The organism is Sphingobium sp. LSP13-1-1.1 (genome assembly GCF_040676415.1).
Taxonomy (GTDB): Bacteria; Pseudomonadota; Alphaproteobacteria; order Sphingomonadales; family Sphingomonadaceae; genus Sphingobium.
The window spans coordinates 105501-125562 of the sequence record NZ_JBEGHU010000089.1 but is presented as its reverse complement, the minus strand read 5'-3'; the positions used below and the strand labels follow the sequence as shown (position 1 = coordinate 125562).

Annotated in this window: 23 protein-coding genes; 4 read left to right on the top strand and 19 right to left on the bottom strand. The window is 64.1% G+C overall.

Features of this window, described 5'->3' with window-relative positions; all coding sequences use genetic code 11:
* Nucleotides 1-6: 6 nt before the first annotated feature.
* The 9 genes from tatC to MRBLSP13_RS22170 form a co-directional block, all read right to left on the bottom strand.
* The gene (gene tatC / locus MRBLSP13_RS22210) at nt 7-792 is read right to left on the bottom strand and encodes a twin-arginine translocase subunit TatC (protein ID WP_363739178.1); all 786 of its coding nucleotides are present in this window, start codon (nt 790-792) and stop codon (nt 7-9) included.
* Entirely contained in the window at nt 789-1256 is a 468-nt protein-coding gene (gene tatB / locus MRBLSP13_RS22205) for a Sec-independent protein translocase protein TatB (RefSeq protein WP_363756663.1), read from the bottom strand. Before tatB ends, tatC begins: the two co-directional genes overlap by 4 nt.
* A gap of 30 nt (nt 1257-1286) precedes the next feature.
* Complete coding sequence (locus tag MRBLSP13_RS22200) at nt 1287-1517, bottom strand: twin-arginine translocase TatA/TatE family subunit (protein WP_363756662.1); 231 nt, start codon at nt 1515-1517, stop codon at nt 1287-1289.
* A 129-nt stretch (nt 1518-1646) separates the two neighbouring features.
* Nucleotides 1647-2240 carry an SMC-Scp complex subunit ScpB gene (gene scpB / locus MRBLSP13_RS22195; protein WP_363756660.1) on the bottom strand — a complete coding sequence of 198 codons (594 nt, stop codon included), beginning with the start codon at nt 2238-2240 and terminating at the stop codon, nt 1647-1649.
* Nucleotides 2237-3019 carry a segregation and condensation protein A gene (locus MRBLSP13_RS22190; RefSeq protein ID WP_363756705.1) on the bottom strand — a complete coding sequence of 261 codons (783 nt, stop codon included), beginning with the start codon at nt 3017-3019 and terminating at the stop codon, nt 2237-2239. The genes scpB and MRBLSP13_RS22190 overlap by 4 nt, the downstream gene beginning before the upstream one ends.
* 37 nt (nt 3020-3056) lie before the next feature.
* Nucleotides 3057-4070, bottom strand: coding sequence for a beta-N-acetylhexosaminidase (gene nagZ, locus MRBLSP13_RS22185; RefSeq protein WP_363756658.1), 1014 nt, complete (start codon nt 4068-4070; stop codon nt 3057-3059).
* Nucleotides 4071-4230: 160 nt separating this feature from the next.
* A complete protein-coding gene (locus tag MRBLSP13_RS22180) occupies nt 4231-4947 on the bottom strand; it encodes an SPOR domain-containing protein (RefSeq protein WP_363739275.1) in 717 nt (238 codons plus the stop codon).
* A gap of 19 nt (nt 4948-4966) precedes the next feature.
* On the bottom strand, nt 4967-6694 hold the full coding sequence (argS, locus tag MRBLSP13_RS22175; protein WP_363756656.1) for an arginine--tRNA ligase: 1728 nt from the start codon (nt 6692-6694) through the stop codon (nt 4967-4969).
* Between the two features lie 114 nt (nt 6695-6808).
* A complete protein-coding gene (locus MRBLSP13_RS22170; RefSeq protein ID WP_363739273.1) occupies nt 6809-7417 on the bottom strand; it encodes a hypothetical protein in 609 nt (202 codons plus the stop codon).
* Between the two features lie 154 nt (nt 7418-7571).
* On the opposite strand from MRBLSP13_RS22170, the gene ispH reads away from it, so the two are divergent.
* Genes ispH through rnhA form a run of 3 tightly spaced genes read left to right on the top strand, consistent with a single transcriptional unit; the run spans nt 7572 to nt 9944 of the window.
* Nucleotides 7572-8519 (top strand): 4-hydroxy-3-methylbut-2-enyl diphosphate reductase, encoded by a 948-nt coding sequence (gene ispH, locus MRBLSP13_RS22165; RefSeq protein WP_363756654.1) that lies wholly within the window; start codon nt 7572-7574, stop codon nt 8517-8519.
* A gap of 4 nt (nt 8520-8523) precedes the next feature.
* Nucleotides 8524-9501 (top strand): homoserine kinase, encoded by a 978-nt coding sequence (thrB, locus tag MRBLSP13_RS22160; RefSeq protein ID WP_363756652.1) that lies wholly within the window; start codon nt 8524-8526, stop codon nt 9499-9501.
* The gene (rnhA, locus tag MRBLSP13_RS22155; RefSeq protein ID WP_133653687.1) at nt 9498-9944 is read left to right on the top strand and encodes a ribonuclease HI; all 447 of its coding nucleotides are present in this window, start codon (nt 9498-9500) and stop codon (nt 9942-9944) included. Before thrB ends, rnhA begins: the two co-directional genes overlap by 4 nt.
* A gap of 60 nt (nt 9945-10004) precedes the next feature.
* On the opposite strand, the gene MRBLSP13_RS22150 is transcribed toward rnhA, so the two are convergent.
* Nucleotides 10005-10538: a CAP domain-containing protein gene (locus MRBLSP13_RS22150; protein ID WP_363739165.1), complete on the bottom strand. Its 534-nt coding sequence runs from the start codon at nt 10536-10538 to the stop codon at nt 10005-10007.
* Nucleotides 10539-10740: 202 nt separating this feature from the next.
* Here MRBLSP13_RS22150 and hemW point away from each other — a divergent pair, with 202 nt between their 5' ends.
* On the top strand, nt 10741-11916 hold the full coding sequence (hemW, locus tag MRBLSP13_RS22145) for a radical SAM family heme chaperone HemW (protein ID WP_363756650.1): 1176 nt from the start codon (nt 10741-10743) through the stop codon (nt 11914-11916).
* 104 nt (nt 11917-12020) lie between these two features.
* On the opposite strand, the gene MRBLSP13_RS22140 is transcribed toward hemW, so the two are convergent.
* From MRBLSP13_RS22140 to MRBLSP13_RS22100, 9 genes are all read right to left on the bottom strand, one after another.
* Complete coding sequence (locus tag MRBLSP13_RS22140; RefSeq protein ID WP_363756648.1) at nt 12021-13526, bottom strand: M56 family metallopeptidase; 1506 nt, start codon at nt 13524-13526, stop codon at nt 12021-12023.
* On the bottom strand, nt 13523-13900 hold the full coding sequence (locus tag MRBLSP13_RS22135; protein WP_363739159.1) for a BlaI/MecI/CopY family transcriptional regulator: 378 nt from the start codon (nt 13898-13900) through the stop codon (nt 13523-13525). Before MRBLSP13_RS22135 ends, MRBLSP13_RS22140 begins: the two co-directional genes overlap by 4 nt.
* Nucleotides 13901-14237: 337 nt before the next feature.
* Nucleotides 14238-14570, bottom strand: a complete 333-nt coding sequence (grxD, locus tag MRBLSP13_RS22130; RefSeq protein WP_363739157.1) for a Grx4 family monothiol glutaredoxin — start codon at nt 14568-14570, stop codon at nt 14238-14240.
* A gap of 53 nt (nt 14571-14623) precedes the next feature.
* The gene (locus tag MRBLSP13_RS22125; protein WP_056683730.1) at nt 14624-14857 is read right to left on the bottom strand and encodes a BolA/IbaG family iron-sulfur metabolism protein; all 234 of its coding nucleotides are present in this window, start codon (nt 14855-14857) and stop codon (nt 14624-14626) included.
* A gap of 19 nt (nt 14858-14876) precedes the next feature.
* Nucleotides 14877-15200 (bottom strand): DUF1476 domain-containing protein, encoded by a 324-nt coding sequence (locus MRBLSP13_RS22120; RefSeq protein ID WP_025546988.1) that lies wholly within the window; start codon nt 15198-15200, stop codon nt 14877-14879.
* A gap of 59 nt (nt 15201-15259) precedes the next feature.
* Complete coding sequence (leuD, locus tag MRBLSP13_RS22115) at nt 15260-15853, bottom strand: 3-isopropylmalate dehydratase small subunit (RefSeq protein ID WP_363739154.1); 594 nt, start codon at nt 15851-15853, stop codon at nt 15260-15262.
* 109 nt (nt 15854-15962) lie between these two features.
* The gene (gene leuC / locus MRBLSP13_RS22110) at nt 15963-17417 is read right to left on the bottom strand and encodes a 3-isopropylmalate dehydratase large subunit (protein WP_363739152.1); all 1455 of its coding nucleotides are present in this window, start codon (nt 17415-17417) and stop codon (nt 15963-15965) included.
* Between the two features lie 119 nt (nt 17418-17536).
* Nucleotides 17537-18223: a glutathione S-transferase family protein gene (locus MRBLSP13_RS22105; protein ID WP_363739150.1), complete on the bottom strand. Its 687-nt coding sequence runs from the start codon at nt 18221-18223 to the stop codon at nt 17537-17539.
* A gap of 218 nt (nt 18224-18441) precedes the next feature.
* Nucleotides 18442-20034 carry an isocitrate lyase gene (locus MRBLSP13_RS22100; RefSeq protein WP_363739148.1) on the bottom strand — a complete coding sequence of 531 codons (1593 nt, stop codon included), beginning with the start codon at nt 20032-20034 and terminating at the stop codon, nt 18442-18444.
* Nucleotides 20035-20062 lie beyond the last annotated feature (28 nt).

Here is a 20062-nt window from a genome sequence, read left to right as displayed (position 1 = left end):
TTCCCTTCAGCTTGCTGCGTCGGCTGCTTCGCCGGGAGCCATATCCTTCACCCGCTTCCTGTCAGTGAACCAGATGGCGATGATGGTGATTTCGTAAAGCGCCAGCAGCGGCACGGCGAGCATGAGTTGCGAAACGACGTCAGGCGGAGTCAGGACCGCGGCAAGCACGAAAGCCGCAACGATCATGTAGCGCCGCAAACCGATCAGTTGCGACCGGCTGACAAAACCGGCCCGGTTGAGCAGCATCAGCAGCACCGGCATCAGGAAACTGATGCCAAAGGCGAGGATGAACTGCATCACCAGCCCCAGATAGCTGTCCGCACTCGGCAGCGCTTCCACCTGCAATCCACTGCTGTTCCCCTGAAATTCGAGGAAGAAGTGGAAAGCCGTGGGCATCACCACGAAATAGGCAAGCGATGCGCCCATGGCGAACAGGAAAGGCGTCGCGATGATAAAGGGCAGCAGCGCCTTTTTTTCCTTCGCGTAGAGCCCCGGTGCGACAAAGGCCCAGAGCTGGTTCGCGATGATCGGGAAGGACAGGCAGAAGGCGCCGAAAACCGCGATCTTCACCTGAACGAAAAAGGCCTCATAGAGCTTGGTATAGACCAGCCGTCCACCACCGTCGCCAAAGGCTTCCTTGAGCGGATGGACGAGGATCGCGAACAGTTGTTCGGAGAAATAGAAGCAGATGGCGCCCGTGATGAACAGCGCATAGACGCATTTGAGCAACCGTCCACGCAGCTCGATCAGATGGTCAAGCAGCGGTGCCTTGCTGTCGTCGATATCCTTCATGCGGCCGCATCACCCTTCCGCGCCGGTTCCTGCGCGACATAGGGCGGACCCTCGGCGGCCGGCCGGGCGATATGGGGCGGCGCTTCACTGGCAGGGGCAGCTTCGGCGACGAAGGGCGGGACGTCCCCGGATGATGTGGATGCGGCCGGCGCCGGCAAGGCTTCGCTTTCGCCGATGCTGTCAGGCCCGGTGATTTCAGAGCCAGTCATTTCAGGCCGCACGGTTTCCGGCGGATGCTCATCCATGATCCGCTTGTTCTGCGCGGCCCATTTCTTTTCCAGCTCCTCCAGCTCGACCTCGCGAACCATCGCGTCGATGCCGGTACGGAAATGGCGCGCCATGGACTGCGCCTTGCCCACGATCTGCCCCACCTTGTAGAGCGCGCGCGGCAGGTCCTTCGGACCGATGACGATCACCGCGATGATGACGATCACCAGAAATTCAGACGAATCGATACCAAACATGCGTGCCTACAGCCCCGGCAGAAGGAAAGATCAGGCCTTGGTCTTTTCTTCCGTTGAGGTGGGCGCGTCCTGTTCGGGCACGCGATGACCCTCGATGCGCGTGGCGGGCTTGGTCGGGACATCGTCCTCCTCCATGCCCTTCTTGAAGCTCTTGATGCCCTTGGCAACGTCGCCCATCAAGCCGGAGATCCGGCCACCGCCGAACAGCAGCATGACCACCAGGAGAACGATGACCCAGTGCATCAGCGAAAAGGAACCCATTTGAACACACTCCTGAAACTGCGTCTCATCTAGAGTGATTTCGACTGAAATGGAACCATTTCACAGCCTGGAAATCACGGCAAACAAAACCCGCAGATCATGTTTTGGCCCTAATGGACCAAGCATGATCTAGGCGTCTTCCTCATCATTTTCCACAACGGATTGGGCGCCCAGACCCTCAAGCGCCAAATCGACCGGATCCAGGAGGCCGGCGGCCCGCAGATCGTCGATCCCGGGCAGGTCCCGGCGGCTGCCAAGGCCGAAATGCGACAGAAATTCCACCGTCGTGACGTAGATCAGGGGCCGTCCCGGCACCTCCCGGCGCCCGGCGGGCCTGATCCACCCTGCCTCCATCAGCACGTCCAGAGTGCCTTTCGCCACCTGAACGCCGCGAATGCCCTCTATCTCGGCGCGACTGACGGGTTCATGATAGGCGATGATCGCCAGCGTTTCCATGGCGGCACGCGACAGCTTGCGCGTCTCGTCCTTTTCCCGACGAAGAATATGAGAAAGGTCGGCCGCCGTCTGGAAATGCCAGCGTCCGCCCCGTTCGACCAGATTGACGCCGCGCCCGGCATAATGCGCGCTCAAGCTTGCAAGCGCGGCAGGCAGATCGCCCGACTCCCCCACATGCAGCCTGATCTCCGCCGGGGCCAGCGGCTGTTCCGACACGAACAGCACGGCCTCCACCGCGCGAAGGAAATCATCCTCTTCCTCGATCACAACAGGCGCCCCGCAGTCGATTCCGGCACGGCGGCGCGCAGGAAAATGGGTTCGAAAATGCCTTCCTGCTGGATTTCGAGCCGCCCCTGCCGCGCCAGTTCCAGCGCGGCGACGAAACTGCTGGCCAGCGCCGATCGTGCCATTGGCCCATCCTGCCCGCCTGGCAGGAAGGCTTCAAGCGCGGTCCAGTCGATCGCCGCCCCCACCAAGGTGCCGACACGCTGTATCGCTTCGTCCAGGGTCATGACCGGCCGGACCGCGACCATATGCACCACTGGCTGCGTCCGCGCGCGGACCTGGCCGTAGGACTGGATCAGTTCGAACAGGCTGGCCGCCCATTTCGCCTTGCGGACGAGGCGCAAGCCCTCCGGCTTTTCCCGGACAAACACGTCGCGGCCGACACGGTCGCGCGCCATCAGCCGGGCACCCGCCTCCCGCATCGCCTGAAGCCGCTGGAGCCGCAATTGCAGCCGCAGCGCCAATTCCTCGGGGCCGGGTTCGGGCTGCGCCTCCCTGGGCAGCAGCAGCGAGGATTTGAGATAGGCCAGCCAAGCCGCCATCACCAGATAGTCGGCCGCCAGTTCCAGCTTCAGCTTCCGCGCGCCCTCGATATGGGCAAGATATTGTTCGACCAGCGCAAGGATGGAGATCTCGCGCAGATCGACCTTCTGCGTCCGCGCCAGAGCCAGCAACAGGTCCAGCGGCCCTTCCCAGCTTTCAAAGCTGACGGTCAGCGTGTCCGGCCTGGGCGCTGCGGCGGGGGTGAAGAAATCCTCCATCGTCAAAGCGGCACGTTCCGCCCGTCAGCGCACCGTTTCACGCCGGCACCATGGCCAGCAGCGCGTCGCGGGTGGCGAGCAGTTCGTCCAGCGGCGGACCGTCGGGCACGGCGCGCCTCGACGCCATCGCCCGGTCCAGCCTTGCCCTGGCCTCCACGCCGATCTCCGGCAGCAGGCCCGCAATGCCCACCATGTCGTCCATCCGCCCCCAGCAGTTGAGGGCAAGATCGCAACCCGCCGCAACCGTTGCCGCCGCCAGTTCGGGGATGCTGCCCTTCAGCGCCTTCATGTCGAGATCGTCGGACATCAACAGCCCGTCGAAACCGATCCGCCCACGGATGATCGTGTCGATCACGGAAGGCGAAAGGCTGGCCGGCAGGTCCGGGTCCCAGGCGGTGTAGACGACATGCGCCGTCATTCCGATGGGCGCGTCCTTCAACGCCTGAAAGGGCGCCAGGTCGATCGCCAGCGCATCCTCGTCGGCCGTGACGATGGGCAGTTCATGATGGCTGTCGACCATCGCGCGGCCATGACCCGGCATGTGCTTGATGATGCCGACCACGCCCTCCTCGGCGAGCCCTTCGATCACGGCCCTTCCCAAGGCCGCGACCCGCATCGGCTCTGCGCCCAGGGTACGGTCACCCATGATGTCGCTCGCCCCATCCTGCCGCACGTCGAGCAACGGCAGCGCATCGACCGTGATCCCGACCTCCGCCAGGGTCGCGGCAATGGCCCGTGCATTGGCCCGGGCCGCGGCAATGGCGCTGGACGGCGCTATCTCATAGAGCCTGTCGAACAGCGCGCCGGGAGGGAAGCTGGGCCAGACCGGCGCCTGCATCCGCGCCACCCGGCCGCCTTCCTGATCGATCATGATGAGCAGATCGTCACGACCATGCAGCGCGCGCAGGTCGTCGGTCAGGGCGCGAAGCTGCGCGCGATCCACGATATTGCGCCGGAAGAGAATGTAACCCGCCGGATCGGCCTCCGCGAAAAAGGCGCGTTCGTCGGATGTCAGGGTCTCACCGCAAAGGCCAAAGATAACGGGTTTCATGCGAAGCGATGGTAGCGGGTGAAAGAAGCCCTGTCGAAGGGGTTATTCCGGCCTTGCGGCGTGATTTCCCAATATTGGTTGCGGGATAGGAAGCTCAGTGGCTTCAGGGCCGAACGAAACGGTCGCGATGGGGCCCTTCAAACCAGATCGCCCTTCGCCCCTAATTGACCACCATACAGCTTTCGCCCGCGACCTTGAGCTTGCCGCAAAGCGTACTGGCCTGCCCGCCTGCCGCGGCGCGCAGGCGATAGACCGTGCTGCCGCCCACTTCCGCCTGCTCGATCGACATCGGCAACGGCTCCAGATAGGTAAAACGCTTGGACAAACGCTTCCACGCATCCTTGGCAAATGCCTGGTTCCCATAGGCGCCAAGCTGGATCATGCCGCCGCCTGCGGGCCGCGCCGCCGCTGCCGCCGGCCTGGCGCTGGTCTCATCCGTCACCCGCGCCGTGACGCTTTGCGCCGGCTTGCCCTTCACGGCGGGGCGCGCATTGTCCGCCGATCCGGTCGGCACGATCGGCGCCTCCGGCACGCGGGTGGGGTCGATTCGCCCGTCGCGCGCCACGCCCTCGCTCGCGGCATAGCTGGCATCGCCCTCGCCATCGAATTTCTTGGCGTCGGCTTCCTTGGCGGGAATCTTGTAGTCCCCGGCGGGCGCGGCAATCAGCTTGCCTTCGCCCCTGGCGCCGCCGGTCCGGTTCTGGATCAGCCAGACCCCCGCGACGACAGCGCCGATCAGCACCAGGCCAAAGAGAATGAAGCCCAGCAGCCGCAGCGGCGAGAGCCCCTGCTCCTCCTCATCCTCGATGGCGGGCTCCAGCCAGGGCAGACGCTCTTCATCGTCCAGGTCCAGCCTTCCCCGCGCATAGTCGCCCATCTCGATCAAACTCCGCCGGTCATTGCATCTCGGTCAGGGCCGCAACGCCCATCAGCGCCAACCCGTTACGGATGATCTGCCCGATTCCCCGGCTCAAGAAAAGCCGCGCGGAAGTAGTGGCCGGATCATCCGTCAGGATGACCCGCGCCTGCGGATTGTCGTTGCCGAGATTCCACCAGCTATGGAAGGCAGATGCCAAGTCATTGAGATAAAATGCAATACGATGCGGCTCACGGGCCAAAGCTGCCCCTTCCACCACGCGCGGGAACTGCGCGGCGAGCTTCACCAGCCCCAATTCCTCCGTCCCAAGGCGGGACAGGTCGGGCGCAGGCAGGGCGATCCCCGCCTCTTCCGCCCGTCGTCCCAGCGAACTGATGCGTGCGTGGGCATATTGCACGTAGAAGACGGGATTGTCCTTCGACGCCTCCACCACCTTGGCAAAGTCGAAGTCCATCTGGGCATCGGCCTTGCGGGTCAGCATGGTGAAGCGGACCACATCCTTGCCGACTTCGCGGACCACATCGGCGAGCGTCACGAAATTGCCGGCCCGCTTGGACATCTTCACCGGCTCGCCGTCGCGCAGCAGGCGCACCATCTGGATCAGCTTGACGTCGAAGCGCGCCTTGCCCTCGGTCAGCGCGGCGACCGCCGCCTGGATGCGCTTCACCGTGCCGCCATGGTCCGCGCCCCAGATGTCGATCAACTGGTCAGCCGTCTGCGCCTTCTGGTAATGATAGGCCATGTCGGCGCCGAAATAGGTCCAGCTACCGTTGGACTTCCTGATCGGGCGATCCTGGTCGTCACCGAATTTCGTCGAACGGAACAGCGGCAGCTCGACCGGCTCCCAATCCTCGGGCGTCTCGCCCTTGGGCGCTTCCAGCACGCCGTCATAGACCAGGTCATGCGCGCGCAACCATTTTTCGGCCGCTTCGGGCTTGCCCGCTGCCTGCAACTCGGCCTCGGAAGAGAAGATGTCGTGATGAATACCCAGTAGCGCCAGGTCGCTGCGGATCATCTCCATCATCGCCGCGACCGCCTGGGTGCGGAACAGCACCAGCCATTCGCCCTCCGGCGCGCCCACATATCTGTCGCCATATTGGGCGGCCAGCGCCTGGCCCACCGGCACCAGATAATCGCCGGGATAAAGGCCTTCGGGAATTTCTCCCACCGCTTCGCCCAATGCCTCGCGGTAGCGCACATGCGCCGACCGGGCGAGCACGTCGACCTGCCCCCCGGCATCGTTGATATAATATTCGCGGATCACCTTGTGCCCGACATGTTCCAGCAACGTGGCGAGCGCGTCGCCCACCACCGCCCCCCGGCAATGGCCCATATGCATGGGGCCGGTCGGATTGGCGGACACATATTCGACGTTGACGGTCACGCCCTCCCCGGTCGAGGAACGGCCATAATCCTCCGCCTCGGCATGGATGGCGGCCAGCTCCGCGCGCCAGGTGGCGTCGGTCAGCTTCAGGTTGATGAAGCCCGGTCCGGCGATGGACGCGCCCTCGACCTCGTCCAGCTTTTCCAGCCCCGCGACGATCTTCTCCGCCAGGCTGCGCGGATTGCTGCCGGCTGGCTTGGCGAGCACCATGGCGGCGTTGGTGGCAAGGTCGCCATGACCCGGATCACGCGGCGGTTCGACCGTCACCGGCTTGCGGTTGAGACCGGTGGGCAGCGTGCCGTCAGCCTCCAGCGCGTCGAGCACGGCGTCGAGATGGGCGGTGAAACGGTTGTAAAGAGACACTGGGGCGAACTTTCTACCAGGACCCGTTCACCCTGAGCCTGTCGAAGGGTCGCCCTCTTTCAGAAGAAACAAGGGCTTCGACAAGCTCGGCCCGAACGGGGAAATGAACTGAGCTTAGCGGGTCGCGTTGTAACGGAGCTGATCCTGGGTCAGGTTGAAACCCACGAGCAGCTCGAAACTGGTTCGCTGCAGGGCCGCCTTGACCTCCGGCTGCGCGAAGGGGTCGATCGCGGCATCGGCATCGCCGGCCTTGCGCTTTTCCGTGATCTTGCGCTGGACGTCGGCAGGCAATGTCGCGGCAGCCTTGTTCACATAGGAACCCGCCTTGGCGGTCGCGGTGGCGCGATATTGCCCGGCCGGGAAATCGAGCACCACCTGGCCCACGCGCTTGGCGACGACCGCGTTGCCGCCCCGCACAACGGCGGAATAATAGGGCAGCGTCACCTGCCGCGCCGCGCTCGCGTCACTGCGGCGGGCGTTCACGGTGAAGGTCGCCTCGGTATAAAGCTGGTCCCCGTCCGAACAGGTCGAGCGCAGATTGGTGATTTCCGCCACCACGTCGATCGCGCGGGCATCCGTGCTGCCCGCCGGGTTGAACAGCGTGACGTCGCCGGTCTGCGCCGGGATCGCCGCCACGGGACAGGCCGAGCGCACGGCCACGATGCCGCCCGTGGGATCGATTTCGCCCCGCTGGGAACAGCCCGCAAGGGCCATGGCGATCATTCCGGTCAGCGCAAATCGAGAAAAGGTCACAGGCAATCCCTTGGGAACAGGCGTTGGGCTTCTTATCCATAGCCCGTCCCCCACGCAACTCAAACTGCACAGCACCGCAAGTAAGCGGCTTTCCACCAAAGCCGCATTGGTCTAAGCGGCGGGCATGACCGCCCTTCCGCCCATGAAGCTGCTTATCGCCGCCCCGCGAGGCTTTTGCGCCGGTGTCGACCGCGCCATCGTCATCGTCGAAAGGGCGATCGAGAAATATGGCGCACCTGTCTACGTCCGCCATGAGATCGTCCATAACAAATATGTGGTCGACGGGCTGAAGGCGAAAGGTGCGATCTTCGTCGAGGAACTGGACCAGGTTCCCGAAGGCGTACCCGTGGTGTTTTCCGCCCATGGCGTGCCCAAGACGGTCCCGGCAAGGGCGGAGGAACGCGGACTCGACTATCTCGACGCCACCTGCCCGCTCGTCAGCAAGGTCCATCGCCAGGCCGAACGGCAGGTGGAGGTGGGGCGCCATATCCTCTTCATCGGGCACCGGGGCCATCCGGAGGTGATCGGCACCTTCGGCCAGGTAGAGCCGGGCCATATGACCCTCGTCGAAACGGTGGAGGATGCCGAAGCCTTCACCCCTGCCGATCCGGACAATCTCGCCTTCCTGACGCAGACGACCCTGTCGGTGGACGACACCGCAGCGATCGTCGCCACGCTCCAGCGCCGCTTCCCGGCGATCCATGCGCCCAAGGGCGAGGATATCTGCTACGCCACCTCCAACCGGCAGGCCGCGGTGAAGGCGATCGCCGCCCGTTGCGACGCCGTGTACGTGATCGGCGCGCCCAACAGTTCCAACTCCCTGCGACTGGTGGAGGTGGCCGAGCGCGAAGGGACGCCGGCCCGACTGATCCAGCGCGCCGACGAGATCGACTTCGCCTGGCTGGATGGCGTCGGCACGCTGGGCCTCACCGCCGGCGCCTCCGCACCCGAGGTTCTGGTGCGCGAAGTGGTCGACCGGATCAGCGAACGATTCTCCGTGCTGGAGGAACAGGTCGAAACCGCGCGGGAAAGCGTTGCCTTCAAACTCCCCCGCGGACTGGAGGCCGCGTAGATCCATGGCCGTCTATACCCAGGTTCCCGCCGAACAGATCGACGCTTTCCTCACCCGCTACGACGCCGGACACCTCGTCTCCGCCAAGGGCATCGCGGAAGGGGTGGAAAACAGCAATTATCTGCTCGAAACCACCGGCCCGGACGGGCAGGGCCACCGCTATATCCTCACCCTTTATGAAAAGCGGGTGGATGAGGCGGACCTGCCCTTCTTCATGGACCTGCTCGACCATCTGGGCGCACGCGGTTGCCTGGTGCCCCGTTTCATCGCGGATCGGCAGGGGAAGCGGCTGCAACAGCTCGCCGGACGCCCGGCCTGCCTGATCGAATTCCTGACCGGCATCTCCGTGACGGAGCCGACCGTGGGCCAGGCCCGGGCGGCAGGCGCTGCGCTGGGCGAGATGCACCGCGCGGCGGAGGGATTCGCCGGCACCCGCCGCAATGCCCTCGACCTCCCCGGCTGGCATGAGCTGGCCGCCAGATGCGGCGCGGACTTCGCCCAGATCGCGCCTGGGCTGGGCGCGCGCGTGGCGGAGGAACTCGCTTTTCTCGACGCCCATTGGCCGGCAGACCTGCCCCGCTCCGTCATCCATGCCGATCTCTTTCCCGACAATGTGCTGATGTTGGGCGACCAGGTGACGGGCCTCATCGACTTCTATTTCAGCTGCACCGACATCCGCGCCTATGATCTGGCCGTCACGCATAGTGCCTGGGTGTTCAGTAATGACGGCGCGACATGGTTCGGGGATCGGGCAGCGGCGCTCGGCGCCGGCTATCGCGAAACGCACGGCCTGACCGAAGCCGAACGCGACGCTTTCCCTGTCCTCTGCCGCGGCGCGGCGCTCCGCTTCCTGCTGACGCGCGCCTATGACTGGATCAATACGCCCGCCGATGCGCTGGTGACGCGCAAGGATCCGCTCGCCTATCTGCGTCGCCTTGAATTCTACGCCGATGCCGACCCGGCCATGTTGCTCGGCGCATGAGCGCCCTTCCGCAGGTCGAGATCTTCACTGACGGCGCGTGCAAGGGCAATCCCGGCCCCGGCGGCTGGGGCGCGGTGCTGCGCTTTGGCGAGACGGAGAAGGAAATTTCCGGCGGTGAAACGCTGACCACCAACAACCGCATGGAGATGATGGCGGCCATGCAGGCCCTGGAAACGCTGAAGCGTCCATGCCAGGTGACCCTTTATACCGACAGCAAATATGTGATGGACGGCATCACCAAATGGGTCTTCGGCTGGCAGAAGAACGGCTGGAAGACGGCCGACAGGAAGCCGGTCAAAAATGCGGAACTCTGGCAGGAACTGGTCAAGGCCGCTGCCCGCCACAAGGTGACCTGGCAATGGGTGAAGGGCCATGCCGGCCACCCGGAAAATGAACGGGCCGACCAGCTCGCCTGCGCCGCGGCGGAACAGTATCGTCAATAGATAGGCTGGCCTTCGCGAACGGCTGACACCCCCCGGCTGCCCCGGACGGGCGCGATCCGGTCAGGATTGAAGGCCGTCATCCTTGTCCAGGGGATTGCGGCCGAAGACATTGCCCGCCGGATAATAGCGGCAGACCAGATAATCGTAGCTTTGCCCCTCCGCCAGGGCGCAGCCGACCTTGCGCGTGCCGCGCCAGATGATCTGGGTATAATGGCCGACATCCTCCCATCGGCCGGTGACGCTGACATCGGGCAGCTTGCCGCTCCGCCGGAACCAGCGCTTCTCATCAAGGAAGGAGCCGACCATCAGCTGATAATCATAAAGGCCGCGCGACCCCATCCAGAGATTTTCGCCGCTCGGAATGGTACGGCTGGAACGGGCGGAATGGCGGAAAATATTGGTCTGCGCCATTTGCCGCGCATAGCGGGCCGCATCAGCGGCCAGGGCGCTGTCCCAGGCCAATGGCGCAAGCCCCAGCGATTCCCGCTCTTCATTCTGCATGCCCAGCACGACGTCCTGCATCAGGCGGTCGTCCCGGTCCGCTTCCTCCAGCCCGTAATAGGAGGCTGGCCTTGCCGGCGGCAATTGCCGCATCCTTGATGACGGCTCCGCATCGCCCTGCGCCGCCGCTGTCGCCAGCAGGCCCAGCAGCGCTAGAGCGGGTTTCGATCCGATTGAATCAGATCGCCGCTCTGGTTTCCTTGTTTTCCGCGATTTCTTGACCAGCGATCGGTTCCGATCGCTTGGAAATCGCTCTGGCCGCGCGGGCCAAAGCCGCCTAAGAACGCCTCCAATCATGTCCCCCGCCCTTCTCAGTCCCGACAATGCGGCCGATGAGCCCATAGCCTTATATGTGCATTGGCCATTTTGCGTTTCCAAATGTCCTTATTGCGATTTTAACAGCCATGTCCGGGCCAGCATCGACGGCGATGCCTGGCGTGCGGCGTTGCTGAGCGATCTGGCCCATGAAGCCGCGCTGAACGGCGGCCGCCGGCTTTCTTCCATCTTCTTCGGCGGCGGCACGCCATCGCTGATGCCGCCCGACATTGTCGGCGCGCTGATCGACGCGGCAACCCGCCATTGGCGGCCGACAAGCGACATCGAAATCACGCTGGAGGCCAATCCCAGTTCGGTCGAGGCCGCCCGATTCGCTGACCTGGCGGCGGCTGGCGTAAACCGCGTATCGCTGGGCCTTCAGTCGCTGGAGAATGAGGCGCTGCATTTCCTCGGCCGCGCGCATGACGTGCGGGAGGGGCTGGCGGCATTGGAGGTCGCCCAGTCGACCTTCGGCCGGGTGAATTTCGACCTGATCTATGCCCGTCCCGATCAGAGTCTGGCGGATTGGGAGAGCGAACTGGCGCGCGGACTGTCCTTCGGCACCGACCACCTCTCGCTCTATCAACTCACCATCGAACCGGGCACCCGCTTCGCGACGCTGGTGGCGCAGGGCAAGCTGAACCCGGCCGATCCGGACCATGCCGCCGATCTTTACGAACAGACGCAGGCCATGACGGCCGCCGCTGGCATAAGGGCTTATGAGATCAGCAACCACGCCCGGCCCGGACAGGAAAGCCGGCATAACCTGACCTATTGGCGCTATGGCGATTATGTCGGCGTCGGGCCCGGCGCGCATGGCCGGCGCGACGGACTGGCGACGCTGCGCCACAGGAAGCCGGAAAACTGGATGAGCGCCGTAACGCGCAACGGCCACGGCCTGCAAGGCGAGGAACCGCTTGATGGCCGCGACCGGGCCAGGGAAGCGCTGCTGATGGGACTGCGCCTTGCCGAAGGCGTGGATCTGGATCGTATCGCGCGCCTGTCGGGATTGCCCGTCGACATGCTGGTCGACAGGCACGCAATCGCGCGGATTGCGGGGCATGGCATGATCCGCCAGGACGGGCAGCGGCTTCGCATCGACCCGGCCGGAATGCTGCTGCTCGACGCCATCCTGCCGGAGATTGTGGCGGTCTGAACAACGGATATGGGGCACGCTGCGTCAAATCCGATGCAGGTCGCGCATTCCGCTTCCTGGCTTCGCACCTGCCCCAATCAGGCCCCGCTTCAGTCAGGCCTGACTCACTCCTCCCCGTCCATTTGCGCAATCTCCTTGTCCAGATCGCGCAAGACTTCGGCGCGGATCTTGTCCGACATCCGGGCCGCCGCCGCGATCTGGGCGCGGGCCGCGATCAATCCTGCGCGGGCAGCGCGGTTGGCCTGCCCCTCTATCTGGTCCTGACAAATCCGGACACGGATGTGGCGGCGGCCATCGGCGTCCACCGTCTCCTGCCGACTGACGCTCTTGCCGTTCTCGCAACCATTGGCGATGTCGACATTCGGTATCTTGCGGCGGATTTCCGCTTCGCTCGGCATGGCATGGGACATGACGCGTTCGCCCTCATCGCCCAGGGCGGTGGGAGGCGACGGCGGAACGGGCGGGACCGGCGGCGCCACATCGGCCACGGGCGCAGCCGGAGCGGGAGGAGCGGGCGGAGCCGAGGGCAGCGATGCCGTCTCCCCGGCTTGTCCGGCAGGGGATTGTGATTGGGCTGCGGCGGCGATTTTCGGCGTCTGGGATGGGGCGATCTCGCTGGCCGAAGCAGGCTGGGCAACCAGATCGGCGAGCCTGCCGAAATTCATCGCTTCCACCTTGTCGGTGATCGCGGCGACCTGTCGCGCCGCCCGGGTGCCGGACGCAGTCAGGGCCAGGCCCGCCGCGGTCACGAGGGCGACCGCCGCCATGCCCCAACTGATGCGGCACAGCGACATTTCATGGGCAGACAGCATTTTCAGCCTCCCTTTCAGCGCGGTTATGCGATTGAGATGGCAGGCGCCGGCGAACCGGCGACCTCCGGCAGCCTTCAGGATGGCGCGCCCATAGGCATGCGCCTGATCCCGGCCATGGAGCGACAGCACCCGCGCATCGCAAGCCTGCTCCTGATCCGCGCGATAGGCATGATAGGCGGCCCAGGCGATCGGATTGCACCAGTGCAGGCCCAGCAGCAGCAATGCGACCATGTTGGCGGCCAGATCTCCGCCCTGATGATGGGCGCGCTCATGGGCGATCGCCATCGCCTGCTCCTGCGGGTCGAACCGCAGCGCGAAATCGGCGGGCAGCGCGATGACAGGACGGATAAGCCCGAAGGCCAGCGGTCCGCCCGCCTTCGGGCTGGTGACGATGCGGATGCGACCCTCCTCGCCGATCAGCGTCGCTCCATTGAGGATGAAATGGCGGAAGCGGACATAGCCGATCGCCTGCACCATCAGGAAAAGGACGAAGCCCAGCAGCCAGAGCGAAACGGCGATCTCCAGCCAGGGAATGCCCGATCCGGACTGAAGGGGCAGCGTCACCGGCGCCGGATCCAGCAGGGTCGGCAAGCCCGCCTGATCGGCCGCCTGCTGCAAGGGCGAAGGGTTGGCGACTCCCCGCGGCAAAGCGGGCAAGGTCATGCGGGCAAGCGGCAGCAGCCAAAGCCAATAGGCCGCCTTTGCACCCAGCCAGCGCGCAACCGGTCGCCGCAGCAGCATGACCAGCGCCATCAACAGGGTAGTCGCGATCAGCGTTTCTGCGATCCAGACGCTCATGATTTCAACCCTTTCAGGATTTCCTCAAGCTCGGCGATATCCTCCGCCGTCAACTGGTCCTGGCTCGCAAGCTGCGCCACCAGAGGCGACACGCGCCCGCCGAACAGCCGGTTCACGAACCGCCCCGACTCGCCTGCAACATACTCCTCCCGCGCGACGAGCGGGCGATATAAAAAGCGGCGGCCATCCTGATCGGCAGCAATGATATCCTTGGACATCAGCCGGGACAGCAGGGTCTTGACGGTCTGGACGCTCCACTCGCGCCCGGCGGCGACCCGCTCGGCCACGTCGGCGGCGGTCTGGGGCGCGCGTGCCCACAGCGCCTCCATCACCACCAGTTCGGCCTCGCTGATCTTCTCGCTCACAGGGTTCATCCGTACCAGAATCGACTACAGATGTAATCGCATTGATTACATCTGTAGTCAAGCCATTCCCCGGACTGTCGCCATATTTTACATTCTATGGATCAGCTTCATGGACATTAACCCTCAGACAGCGCGCTAAGGGCCGATTTCCGCTGGCTGGCACAGGCTTTGCGTTTCCAGCCTCATACCCGATCGTTCGACTACCCGGGAGGATGCGGCACCAGTCTCCGCCGCATCCTCCCACCCGGTTTTCCCAGCCCAACGCCGAACGTCAACCCGCGTCACAAGCATGAAAAAAGCGGCCCGGATGACCGGACCGCCCATTCAGCATGCTAATAAAAGGCGTTCAGTTGGCCGCTGCGACGCCCTGGTCGGTCATCAGCTGCTGCAATTCGCCAGCCTCGTACATCTCCATCATGATGTCGCTGCCGCCGACAAATTCGCCCTTCACATAAAGTTGGGGAATGGTTGGCCAATCGGAAAAGGTCTTGATGCCCTGACGGACCCCTTGGTCCTGCAAGACGTCGACGCTTTCATAAGCGACGCCCAGATGTTCAAGGATCGCGATGGCGCGGCTGGAAAAGCCGCATTGCGGGAACAGCGGGGTGCCCTTCATGAAAAGCACGACATCATTGCCGTTGACGATGTCGGCGATCCGCTGCTGCACGGCGTCGGTCATTATCTGATCCATTCCTGTCAGGCGCCAATCCGGCGCGCTCAATATGATGGCGGTTAATTGGGGACGGCAGTGGTCAGTTGCAAGGCGTGGAGCACACCGCCCATGCGCCCGCCCAACGCGGCATAGACGGCCCGCTGCTGAGCGACGCGGCTCATGCCCCGAAAGCTCTCTGCCACGACCTTCGCCGCATAATGGTCCCCGTCGCCCGCAAGATCGGTGATCTCCACCTGCGCATCGGGGATGGCGGCGCGGATCATGTCGGCAATGTCATCGGCGGCCATCGGCATGGCGAAAGGTTCCTGACGCTTATTGGGCTTCGATGAACATGCGGCGGGCAATGACCTGCTGCTCGTCCAGCGCGGCGCGAACGCCCGCTTCGTCGATGTCGATGCCGGCCTGGGTCATGTCGCCCAGCAGCTTGCGTATAACATCCTCGTCGCCCGCCTCTTCGAAATCAGCCTGCACGACGGCCTTGGCATAGGCGTCCGTTTCTTCGGGCGTCAGGCCCATCTTCGCCGCCGCCCATTCGCCCAGCAGCCGGTTGCGCCGCGCCTGGATGCGGAACTGCATCTCCTGGTCATGCGCAAACATGTTTTCAAAGGCCTTTTCGCGGTCGTCGAAGGTAGTCATGCCTGTACCCTGTAAGAGGTGAAATGGATCATCGATCCGAAATAGGAAGATCGGGACGCTTACGCAACGGCGGGGACGAGCCAGGGGCGCGTGCCGGCGTCCTTTGCCTCGAATGCGCTGATGGTGTCCGCCTGTCCCAGCGTCAGCCCGATTTCGTCCAGACCGCCAAGCAGGCAGTGTTTGCGAAACGGGTCGATCTCGAACTGGAAGCGATCCTGGAACTGCGTCGTGACCGTCTGATGTTCCAGGTCGACATGGATGGGGTCGGTGCGGGCAACATCCATCAACCGGTCGATTGCCTCCTGCGGCAGGACCACCGTCAAAATGCCGTTCTTGAATGCGTTGCCGGAGAAAATATCGGAGAAGCTGGGCGCGATCACGACCTTGATGCCCAGGTCGGCGAGCGCCCAGGCGGCATGTTCGCGGCTGGACCCGCACCCGAAATTGTCGCCCGCGATCAGGATCGGGCTGCCCGCATATTCAGGATCATCGAAGACATTGCCCGGCTCCTTGCGCAACACCTCGAAAGCGCCCCTGCCCAGGCCCGCCCGCGAAATGGTCTTGAGCCAATGCGCCGGGATGACGATGTCGGTGTCGACATTCTTCATCCCGAACGGATAGGCCCGGCCGTCGACGATATTCAGCTTTTCCATCAATCCGCCTGTTTGCTCGCCGGGCGTGGCGTATCTTCCGCGCGTCCCAGGGTCGCCGCCATGGCAGCACTCGCCAGCGCGCCCAGCGCCAGCAGCCAGAATACCTTCTTCATGCGACCGCCTCTCCCCTTTTTTCACTCATCAGTTCGCGTACGTCCGTGAGATGTCCGGTGACGGCGGCGGCAGCGGCCATGACGGGCGAGACGAGATGCGTCCGCGACCCCGGCCCCTGCCGACCCATGAAATTGCGATTGCTGGTGGAGGCGCAGCGCTCCCCGGCCGGCACCTTGTCCGGGTTCATGCCCAGGCAAGCGGAGCAGCCCGGCTCCCGCCATTCGAACCCGGCCTCGGTGAAAATGCGGTCGAGACCTTCGGCCTCCGCCTGACGCTTGACCAGCCCGGAGCCGGGAACCACCATCGCATGCTTGATGCCGCTGGCGATGCGGCGTCCCTTGAGCAGGTCGGCTGCGGCGCGCAAATCCTCGATACGGCTGTTGGTGCAACTGCCGATGAAGACATGCTCGATCGCCACATCTTCCATCCGCTGTCCGGCAGAAAGGCCCATGTAATCAAGCGATTTCTGCGCGGCCGCCCGCTTGGACGCGTCCGCGAAACTCTCCGGATCGGGTACCACGCCAGTCACCGGCACAACATCCTCCGGGCTGGTGCCCCAGGTGACGTTCGGCACGATGTCGGCGGCATCGATGACGACGCTCTTGTCGAATACGGCGCCTTCATCGGTCGCCAGCGTCTTCCAATAGGCGACGGCAGCATCCCAGTCGGCACCTTTGGGTGCCAGCGGCCTGCCCTTCAGATAGGCAAAGGTCTTTTCATCGGGCGCGAACAGGCCGGACCGCGCGCCGGCCTCGATCGACATGTTGGCGACGGTCAGCCGTCCCTCGATCGACATGTCGCGGAACACCGATCCGCGATATTCCATGACATAGCCGGTGCCGCCGGCAGTGCCGATCCGCCCGCAAATAGCCAGCGCAACGTCCTTGGGCGTGACGCCATAGCCCAACTCGCCCTCGACGACGACTTCCATCGTCTTCGACTGCTTGAGCAGCAGCGTCTGGGTGGCCAGCACATGTTCCACCTCCGACGTGCCGATCCCGAAGGCCAGCGCGCCCAGCGCACCGTGCGAGCTGGTGTGGCTGTCACCGCAGACCAGAGTGGTGCCAGGCAGGGTGAAGCCCTGTTCCGGCCCGACGACATGGACGATGCCCTGTTCGGGATCCGCGTCGCCGATCAGGCGGACGCCGAATTCCGGCGCGTTCCGTTCCAGCGCCGCCAACTGCTGCGCGCTTTCCGGATCGGCAATGGGAATGCGGTGGCCCGCCGCGTCGCGTCGCGCTGTGGTGGGCAGATTGTGATCCGGCACCGCCAGCGTCAGGTCAGGCCGCCGCACCTTGCGACCGGCAAGCCGAAGCCCCTCGAACGCCTGGGGGCTCGTCACCTCATGCACGAGATGGCGATCGATATAGATCAGGCAGGTTCCATCGGGACGGCGTTCGACGACATGCGCGTCCCAAATCTTCTCGTAAAGGGTGCTGGGCTTGACCATAATGATTTCCCCTAGACCCAGACAGGGGAAGGGAAAAGGGTAAAAGCAGCCAATTTTTGCTGTTGTGGGAGATAATCGGCCGCACCTAGCGTCCAGCCCGGCTCTCGGCCAGTCGCAGCTCAGGCGGCGCGATGGTCCGCCACGATGCGCCCGGCCGCTCCAAGCTCCGCTTCATGGCTTTCCTCGCGCCATGTTTCGGCAAGCGCCGCGCTTTCCCATTCCCGCATGGCGGGCAGCGCCAGCATATGCCCGACCCAGCCCAGCGCCGTCTGGCCGATGTTGAGGCCATAGGTCCGCACCCGAAAAGCGACCGGCGCATAAAAGGCGTCGACGGCTGTAAAGGCGGGTCCGGCCAGGAATGGTCCGCCGAAACGGGACAGTCCTTCCTCCCACAATTCGGTCAGCCGGGCGATGTTGCGGTTCAGTGCGGGCGAAGGCAAATGCGGCTCCACTCGCACGCCGACATTCATCGGGCAATCATTGCGCAGGGTGGCGAAGCCGCCATGCATTTCCGCCACGGCCGATTGCGCCCAGGCCCTCGCCGCCTCCTGCCTTGGCCAGACCTCCGCATGCCTGTCCGCCAGGTAAAGGGTGATGCCCAGCGAATCCCACACCGTCCTGTCCCCATCGATCAGGACCGGCACCTGGCCCGTGGGAGAAAATTCACGGAAAGCGACGTAGTTTTCGGCAGCGGCAAAAGGCTCCATCCGGTCGCTGAAGGGAATGGCCAGCGCCTTCATCAGCACCCAGGGGCGCAGCGACCAGCTCGAATAATTCCGGTTGGCGGTGATGAGGGTGTAGGGCATCGGCTCCTCCGGTGAACGCGGAACCGCAATAGCCCCGCCCGCCCGAATGCGAAACCCGGAACCGGCGAGGGTTTCACAAGCTGGCCTTATAAAAAAACGACCCGGAGCACGAAGCTCCGGGTCGTCAAGTCCTTCCACCCTGATCGCGGGAACTGCACCCCCGCGACCCGGATCGTTCAGCAGCCTTCAGGGCCGCAAACTGATTCCCTCCGCAGCCTTTAGGCTGCAAACTGATTCATCGTGTTGTGGGTGCCGCCCGCCTTCAGCGCCGCTTCACCCGCGAAATATTCCTTATGGTCGTCGCCAATGTCCGAACCGGCCATGTTCTGGTGCTTGACGCAGGCGATACCCTGGCGGATTTCCTTGCGCTGGACGCCTTCGACATAGCCCAGCATTCCTGCCTCACCGAAATATTCCCTGGCAAGATTGTCGGTCGACAGAGCGGCAGTGTGATAGGTTGGCAGGGTGATGAGGTGATGGAAGATGCCGGCCCGCGCCGCCGCATCCCTCTGGAAGGTGCGGATCTTCTCATCAGCCTCACGGCCCAGCTCCGTCGCGTCATAATCGGCGCTCATCAGCTTCGCCCGATCATAGGCGCTGACATCCTTGTCCTGCGCGGTCCATGCGTCGAACACCTGCTGGCGGAAGTTCAGCGTCCAGTTGAACGACGGCGAGTTGTTGTAGACCAGCTTCGCATTCGGCACGACCTGGCGGATGCGGTCGACCATACCCGCGATCTGTTCGACATGCGGCTTTTCCGTCTCGATCCACAGCAGGTCCGCGCCGTTCTGGAGCGAGGTGATGCAGTCGAGGACGACGCGATCCTCTCCGGTGCCGGAGCGGAACTGGAACAGGTTGGACGGCAGCCGCTTCGGACGGAACAGCTTGCCGCCGCGGGCCAGGACGACATCGCCGCGCAGCGTGTTGATGTCCGTGACCTCCTCGACATCGAGGAAGCTGTTATACTGGTCGCCCAGGTCGCCATCTTCCTTGCTGTAGGCGATCTGCTTGGTGAGACCGGCGCCCAGCGAGTCGGTGCGGGCGACGATGATGCCGTCGTCGATCCCCAGCTCCAGGAAGGCGTAGCGGACCGCGCGGATCTTCGCGAGGAAGTCCTCATGCGGCACCGTGACCTTGCCGTCCTGGTGGCCGCACTGCTTTTCGTCCGAGACCTGGTTCTCGATCTGGATGCAGCATGCGCCCGCCTCGATGAACTTCCTGGCCAGCAGATAGGTCGCCTCGGCATTGCCGAAGCCGGCGTCTATGTCCGCGATGATCGGGACGATGTGGGTCTCGTAATTGTCGATGTCGTGGCTGATCTTCTGCGCCCTCACTTCGTCGCCGGCTTCGCGGGCGGCATCGAGGTCGCGGAACATCATGCCCAGTTCGCGGGCATCGGCCTGGCGCAGGAAGGTGTAGAGTTCCTCGATCAGCGCGGGGACGCTGGTTTTCTCATGCATCGACTGGTCGGGCAGCGGGCCGAATTCGCTGCGCAGCGCCGCGACCATCCAGCCGGAAAGATAGAGATATCTGCCCTTGGTCGTGCCGAAATGCTTCTTGATGCTGATCATCTTCTGCTGACCGATGAACCCGTGCCAGCAGCCAAGCGACTGGGTGTAGTTCGCCGGATCGGCATCATAGGCGGCCATGTCGCGGCGCATGATGCCGGCGGTGTAGCGGGCGATGTCGAGGCCGGTGTGGAAGCGGTTCTGGAGACGCATCCGGGCGACCGATTCGGCCGCGATGCCGTCCCAATGGCCCTGACCCCCGATGATGGTGCCTGCCTTCGTGATTTCCTGCTGATAGGTCATGACTGCTCGATCCCATGAATGTGGCGGT

Coding starts and splice junctions, on each gene's coding strand:
- tatC (WP_363739178.1), bottom strand. CDS start 792: ATGAAGGATATCGACGACAGCAAGGCACCGCTGCTTGACCATCTGATC.
- tatB (WP_363756663.1), bottom strand. CDS start 1,256: ATGTTTGGTATCGATTCGTCTGAATTTCTGGTGATCGTCATCATCGCG.
- MRBLSP13_RS22200 (WP_363756662.1), bottom strand. CDS start 1,517: ATGGGTTCCTTTTCGCTGATGCACTGGGTCATCGTTCTCCTGGTGGTC.
- MRBLSP13_RS22190 (WP_363756705.1), bottom strand. CDS start 3,019: ATGGAGGATTTCTTCACCCCCGCCGCAGCGCCCAGGCCGGACACGCTG.
- nagZ (WP_363756658.1), bottom strand. CDS start 4,070: ATGAAACCCGTTATCTTTGGCCTTTGCGGTGAGACCCTGACATCCGAC.
- MRBLSP13_RS22180 (WP_363739275.1), bottom strand. CDS start 4,947: ATGGGCGACTATGCGCGGGGAAGGCTGGACCTGGACGATGAAGAGCGT.
- MRBLSP13_RS22170 (WP_363739273.1), bottom strand. CDS start 7,417: ATGATCGCCATGGCCCTTGCGGGCTGTTCCCAGCGGGGCGAAATCGAT.
- ispH (WP_363756654.1), top strand. CDS start 7,572: ATGACCGCCCTTCCGCCCATGAAGCTGCTTATCGCCGCCCCGCGAGGC.
- thrB (WP_363756652.1), top strand. CDS start 8,524: ATGGCCGTCTATACCCAGGTTCCCGCCGAACAGATCGACGCTTTCCTC.
- rnhA (WP_133653687.1), top strand. CDS start 9,498: ATGAGCGCCCTTCCGCAGGTCGAGATCTTCACTGACGGCGCGTGCAAG.
- MRBLSP13_RS22150 (WP_363739165.1), bottom strand. CDS start 10,538: ATGCGGCAATTGCCGCCGGCAAGGCCAGCCTCCTATTACGGGCTGGAG.
- hemW (WP_363756650.1), top strand. CDS start 10,741: ATGTCCCCCGCCCTTCTCAGTCCCGACAATGCGGCCGATGAGCCCATA.
- MRBLSP13_RS22140 (WP_363756648.1), bottom strand. CDS start 13,526: ATGAGCGTCTGGATCGCAGAAACGCTGATCGCGACTACCCTGTTGATG.
- MRBLSP13_RS22135 (WP_363739159.1), bottom strand. CDS start 13,900: ATGAACCCTGTGAGCGAGAAGATCAGCGAGGCCGAACTGGTGGTGATG.
- grxD (WP_363739157.1), bottom strand. CDS start 14,570: ATGACCGACGCCGTGCAGCAGCGGATCGCCGACATCGTCAACGGCAAT.
- MRBLSP13_RS22125 (WP_056683730.1), bottom strand. CDS start 14,857: ATGCCGATGGCCGCCGATGACATTGCCGACATGATCCGCGCCGCCATC.
- MRBLSP13_RS22120 (WP_025546988.1), bottom strand. CDS start 15,200: ATGACTACCTTCGACGACCGCGAAAAGGCCTTTGAAAACATGTTTGCG.
- leuD (WP_363739154.1), bottom strand. CDS start 15,853: ATGGAAAAGCTGAATATCGTCGACGGCCGGGCCTATCCGTTCGGGATG.
- leuC (WP_363739152.1), bottom strand. CDS start 17,417: ATGGTCAAGCCCAGCACCCTTTACGAGAAGATTTGGGACGCGCATGTC.
- MRBLSP13_RS22105 (WP_363739150.1), bottom strand. CDS start 18,223: ATGCCCTACACCCTCATCACCGCCAACCGGAATTATTCGAGCTGGTCG.
- MRBLSP13_RS22100 (WP_363739148.1), bottom strand. CDS start 20,034: ATGACCTATCAGCAGGAAATCACGAAGGCAGGCACCATCATCGGGGGT.